5 protein-coding genes are annotated in these 5,556 nt (G+C 65.2%); all 5 read right to left on the bottom strand.

Features of this window, described 5'->3' with window-relative positions:
* Nucleotides 1–176: 176 nt before the first annotated feature.
* Nucleotides 177–773 (bottom strand): hypothetical protein, encoded by a 597-nt coding sequence (locus SY1_RS10125; protein ID WP_208873697.1) that lies wholly within the window; start codon nucleotides 771–773, stop codon nucleotides 177–179.
* Nucleotides 774–1,025: 252 nt separating this feature from the next.
* The gene (locus SY1_RS10120) at nucleotides 1,026–1,487 is read right to left on the bottom strand and encodes a hypothetical protein (RefSeq protein ID WP_208873695.1); all 462 of its coding nucleotides are present in this window, start codon (nucleotides 1,485–1,487) and stop codon (nucleotides 1,026–1,028) included.
* A gap of 120 nt (nucleotides 1,488–1,607) precedes the next feature.
* Complete coding sequence (locus SY1_RS10115) at nucleotides 1,608–2,192, bottom strand: 5-formyltetrahydrofolate cyclo-ligase (protein WP_208873694.1); 585 nt, start codon at nucleotides 2,190–2,192, stop codon at nucleotides 1,608–1,610.
* A gap of 185 nt (nucleotides 2,193–2,377) precedes the next feature.
* The gene (locus SY1_RS10110; protein WP_015556961.1) at nucleotides 2,378–3,988 is read right to left on the bottom strand and encodes an AbgT family transporter; all 1,611 of its coding nucleotides are present in this window, start codon (nucleotides 3,986–3,988) and stop codon (nucleotides 2,378–2,380) included.
* Between the two features lie 98 nt (nucleotides 3,989–4,086).
* The gene (locus tag SY1_RS10105) at nucleotides 4,087–5,301 is read right to left on the bottom strand and encodes a M20 metallopeptidase family protein (RefSeq protein ID WP_015556960.1); all 1,215 of its coding nucleotides are present in this window, start codon (nucleotides 5,299–5,301) and stop codon (nucleotides 4,087–4,089) included.
* Nucleotides 5,302–5,556 lie beyond the last annotated feature (255 nt).

Below are 5,556 nucleotides of genomic sequence, written 5' to 3'. Positions count from 1 at the left end.
GAGGGGTTGTTTTGGGGCGTGAAAGACAACCCCTCCGGTTCGCTAGCGCGAACCGCCTCCCCTTGCAGGGGAGGCAAAAAGAAGAGGCGCGTTTTTCTGGCTACCCTGCAAGGAGGGGAGGGGTGGGGAGTTGTCGTTGGGGACGTCAACGCCCTGCCCCTTCCTCATCGGCCCCGTCAGTCGTTCCAGTCGGTCCTCAGGGAGAGGATGGCCCAGGTGTCCTTCCCTTTCCAGTTGTACGGCTTGGCCACGGCCTGGAACTTCGCGGGACGCTCCTTTTTGTTCTCCACGTTGTAGAGCTCGCCGCTCATGTTGACGACCTTCCCCTCGCGGGAGGCCTGCTGCACGTCGGCGTAGTACACCGTTTCGCCCTCCGCCTTCTCGAAGTGGTAGAGCTTTCCGTCAAAGTGGCAGCGTGGGTCGGAGTCCGTCACGCTCTGGTTCTCCAGGTCCAGGTCAAAGTACTTCTTCACGGACTCGACGACGAACTTCCCCTCGATCGTCAGGTCCCCGTGGGGACACTTCCTGTCCTTGCAGAGCTTGATACGGCTCTTGTAGTTGTTGAGGTAGTTGTGCTGGATGCCGAAGCGGATCAGCTCCGCGGCGTCGAGGTCCAAGTCGAAGTTGTAGAGCCCCACCTCCGTGAAGTTGCTGATGAAGACGCCCATCCTCCGCATCTCATCCTTCCCGAACGAGGCCGCCGACGCCCCGAAGGCCAACGCCAGAACCAGCAGCACGGCAAGGGCCGCAGAGGCCTTCAACCGTTGTTTCATATGCTCCATGCTCGATCCCTCCATGAAAAATTTCGTTTCGCAACGCCGAGTCGGGGTTCTCCGGCTGCGACGACCGCAATTCTCCGCCACAGTCCTGCCCCAACCCCTTTCGTTCAATGGCGTTAATCATAGCACAAGTCACCGTACCAGATAAGGCACCCCGCCTCCCTTTTAGAGGCCGTTGCGGCGGCCTGAAGGCAGGATGCCGCTCGAAACCGCGCCCGCCCCTCACCGGGCCGTCCCGTCGTCGAACTAAAAGCCCAGGCTCTTCTCCATGCGCTCGGCGACGGACGCGAAGCGCTCCTGTTCCTCCTTCGGGCAGCTCAGGACAAACGACGTCCAGGCCTCCTCGTTGACGACGGCGCACTCGAAAAAGAGGCGCTCCTTCCCGTCGCCGTAGACGAGTCGGTAGCCGTCCGGGGCCGCTTCCTTCGACAGGACGTGCGAGACGTCCTCCAGCCTAGACGCCAGCATGGCCTCTCCGTCCTCCTCCAGCACGTTGTACCCGCCCGACAGCGTGAGGGCGTACCGGCCATCCTTCGACGAGAGCCAGACGCCGTCGCCGTTCTCCGGCTCCTTCATCTCGCTGAAGATGTCCGGGTACTCCACGGAGTAGCCAAAGCGATCGTTCTCGTACTTCGTCCACGGGTCCGCCGCCGCAGGGACGGCCAGCAAAACCGCCAGGACGCAGGCCGCCGCAAAAACCTTCCTCATGACAATCCCTCCCTCAGTTTCGTGACCGTCCCTCGAGGCGAACGCACGGAGCGCCGTTTCGAGGGCAATTCCCGCCATCATCTATGCGTCCGTTCCTCTAAGTAAGGGGCGGAAGGCACGTTAGACGTCCGTCCGCTGACCCCTTTCGTAGAGCCCCGCCTCCGTCAGGACGCGGGGGACGGGCCGGTCGTGGGGCTCCATCGGGATGTCCTCCCGGACGAGGCGCTCAGGACAGACCAGCACCGCAAAGCCGCGATAGGCGGAGAGGAATCGGTCGTAGAAGCCGCCCCCCTTCCCCAGCCTCAGCCCGGCCCGGCTGCAGCTCAGGCATGGGATGACGGCGAAGTCCACCTCGTCCGCCCCCACCAGGGGCGACCCCTTCACGGGCTCCGGGATGCCGTAGGCCCCAGGCACCAACCGATCCATGGCGTCGATCTGCCACAGTTCCATCACCCCCATGCTGACGCACAGGGGCACGCAGAGCCGCTTTGCGTCGCACAGCGCGCCCTCCAGAAACGGGCGGGTGTCGATCTCCCGCCCGGCCCCAACGAAACAGAAGACCGTCCCGGCGGACCGGTACTCCGGCAGGGCCAGCAGCCGGGCACAGATCACCGAGCCGGCCTCCGCCCGGTAGGCGTCGGGCAAGGCCTTTTCAACCTCCCGAAGCTCCTTCCTCAGGACCTTCTTTTCCTCTTGAACGGTCACGGTCGCATCCTCCCCACATTGGACATTCATTTTGGATCGCCGCCTCTCGATCCTCCAACCACAGCACAAAACAAACTCCGTCATCCGCAAGGTGCGGGGTTCCATTATGCCACACGGCCCTGCAAAAAACGAGCGCCCCCCTGAGACACGGGGGAGCGCTCCTGGTATTCACAGCACTCACATCATTACATCGCCAACGTGGCCGGCGTGGCGGGCCCCAGGGGCAGCCCCAGGAGGTACCAGACCACCAGCAGGAGCGTGAAGCCTGCCAGGTAGAACAGCGAATAGGGCATGGCCAGCGAGATGACCGTCCCAATGCCCACCTTCGTATCCTCCTTCGGCTTGTACTGCTCGAGGAGCCCCAACATCACCGGCAGGTAGTAGGAGAGGGGGGAGATGATGTTGGTGGAGGAGTCCCCGATGCGGTAGGCCACCTGCGTCAGGGCCGGGGAGAAGCCGACCCCCGCGAACATGGGAACGAAGATGGGGGCCAGGATCAGCCACTTCGCGGAGCCGCTGATCATGAAGAGGTTCAGGAAGGACACCAAAACGACGAAGATCACCAGCAGCGGGATGCCGCCCAGGTTCATGGCCTTCAGGAACTCCGCTCCCGTCACGGAAAGCACCGTGTCGAAGTGGCTCATGCGGAAGAGCGCCACAAAGAGCGAGGCCGGCAACACCACCACCATGAAACTCGTGCTGCCGATGAGCCCCTTCTGCATGAGTTTCGGCACGTCCTCCGCCCGGCGGATCACCCCGGCGCCGATGCCGTAGGCCGTCCCCACGACGAAGAACAGACCGAAGAGCAGGGGCATGATGCTGCTGAGGAGCGGCGAGCGCGGGACGATGGCGCCCGTCTCCGGGTTGCGGAACAGGGAGCCCTCCGGGTACGTCAGCCACACGATGAGGGCCACGTAGGCGACGAGGGCCAGAAGGCTGCAGAACAGCCCCCGGTTCTCCGCCGGCGTGACGGCGTGCTCCTTCAGCGCGTCCGCATCGCGGACCGTCTCCGCGTCCCCGACCATCTTCACGATGTAGTGCTCCGTGACGTACACCGTGAGCCCTGTCAGGACCAGCGTGGCGGCGAGCATAAAGTACCAGTTCATGAGCGGGTGGACCGGCGTGCCCGGCGGAATTGTGGGCACGCCCTCGACGGCCGTGGCCGTGATGCCCGACAGCAGGGCGTCCGTCCCCGCCACGAAGAAGTTGGCCGTGAAGCCCCCTGCCCCCGCCGCGTATCCCGCCGCCACCCCCACCCAGGGGTTGCGGCCCAGCGCCTTGAACACGGCGCCGGCGATGACGGGCGTGAAGATGATCCCCGCGTCGGAGGCCAGGTTGGCGTTGATGCCGACGACGGCCACCACCGCCACCACCAGCGCCCGCGGGGCGCCTAAAATCGTCTTGCGCATCAGGGCGGAGATCATGCCCGTGTGCTCCAGCAGGCTGATGCCCAGCATCATCGTCATGATGAGGCCCAGGGGGGCAAAGTTGACGTAGGTCTTGACAAAGCCCGCCAGGAACTCGCGCATGGCGGGGTATGACAGCAGGTTCACCACGGAGACGGTGGTCTCCCTGGGGGCCTCCCCCGCCTTGCCGGCCATGTACGTCACGGACAGGCCCTCCCTGCCCAGCCACCAGGACAGGCCCATCAGGACCAGCGACAGCACGACGAACAGCCAAAACGGGTGCGGAAACTTGTTCCCGATCACCTCGATGCCCCGGATGAACCTTTCAAAAAAGCTGCGCTTCGGCGCGACGATCGTCTCGTCCACGTTTCTCTCCGGATTTTCCGACATTCTCTCGTACCTCCGTTCTCAACCAATCAAGGAACACCCTTCAGCCCCTCCGCGGCTCCTCCGGCGGCATCCCCCCCCTCTCTGGCTCTCTGATACGCCTATCGACGGCCCAGAAAGGCGACGGCGCAGGACGCGAGGAAGCGCATCCCGAAGGGGAAGCACCCTTCGTCCGGACGGAAGCGCGTGCTGTGCAGCACTCCCGTCTCCTCCGGCCCCACACCGGCGGGACGGCAGCCCAGCCAGGCGAAGGCCGAGGGACGCTCGCGGGCGAAGAAGGCGAAGTCCTCCGCGCCCAGCTCCGGCCGCTCCGCCACGACGAGGTGTTCCGCCCCCATGGCCTCCCTCACCGCCTCCGCGGCCAGATCGAACATTTCGGGGTCGTTCACCAGAGGGGGGTAGCCCTTGACGTAGCGCACCTCGCAGCTGCCCCTCAGGGACCGGGCGATGCCCTCCGCCGCGCGCTCGATGAGGTCCGGCATGGCCGCCTGAACCTCCTCCCTCAGGGTGCGCACCGTCCCCTCCATCTCCACCCGGTCCGGGATGACGTTGTACCGCCATCCGCCCTTGATGGTCCCGATGGTGACCACGGCCGCATCCAGGGGCGAGACGCTGCGCGAGACGACGCTCTGGAGCCCGCAGAGCACCTGCCCCGCGATCATGATGGCGTCCACGCCCTGATCCGGCGCAGACCCATGGGCTGCCCTGCCCTTCACGGTGAGGTACACCCGGTCGGAGGCCCCCATCTGAGGCCCGGACCGCAACACGACCCTCCCCGTCTCGTAGGCGGGCCAGACGTGAAGGCCGAACAGGCCGTCCACGCGGGGGTCCTCCAGAGCCCCGTCCGCGATCATGCCCGGCGCTCCCCCAACGGGGTTCAGCTCCTCGGCGGGCTGAAAGATGAACTTCACGTTGCCCGGCAGCGCGTCGCGCATCCCCGCGAGAACGCAGGCGGTCCCCAGAAGCATGGCCGTATGGGTGTCGTGCCCGCAGGCGTGCATGACGCCCGGAACCTCCGAGGCGCAGGGCAGCCCCGTCTCCTCCTGCATGGGGAGGGCGTCCATGTCGGCGCGCAGGCCCACCGTCGGCCCCATGTCCGCCCCGCCGCCCGTGCCCCGCAGCAGCCCCAGGACGCCGTGGCCCCCCACGCCGCGCCGGACCTCAAGCCCCAGCCCCTCCAGCACCCCCGCAACGAGCTCCGCCGTCCGCTCCTCGCACCGGCTCAGCTCCGGATGGCGATGGATCGCCCGGCGCCACTCCACGACCCGATCGAGGTGCCGGCGCACCTCTCGTTCGATCCTCTCATGCTCTTCCATATGACGTCCTCTCCTCCACCTTCACGACGGTCCTCGCCCCCCGTAAGGCCCGATTCCCTAATGATCTCGATATATCTTATCACGCTGATGCGAGTGAGCGCCCTCCATCGTCCGATGACCAGCAGGGCGTCCATTCATCAGCGAAGGTCAAGCGTTTTGTTCTCTTTTTGTCCTTTGATTTTATACCAATTTGCGTTTAATGTAGATTGCCTCCCCTGAAAGGGGAGGTGGTTCGCGTCAGCGAACCGGAGGGGT

Source organism: Fretibacterium fastidiosum (assembly GCF_000210715.1).
Classification (GTDB): domain Bacteria; phylum Synergistota; class Synergistia; order Synergistales; family Aminobacteriaceae; genus Fretibacterium; species Fretibacterium fastidiosum.
This window is presented reverse-complemented; position numbering and strand designations above follow the sequence as displayed.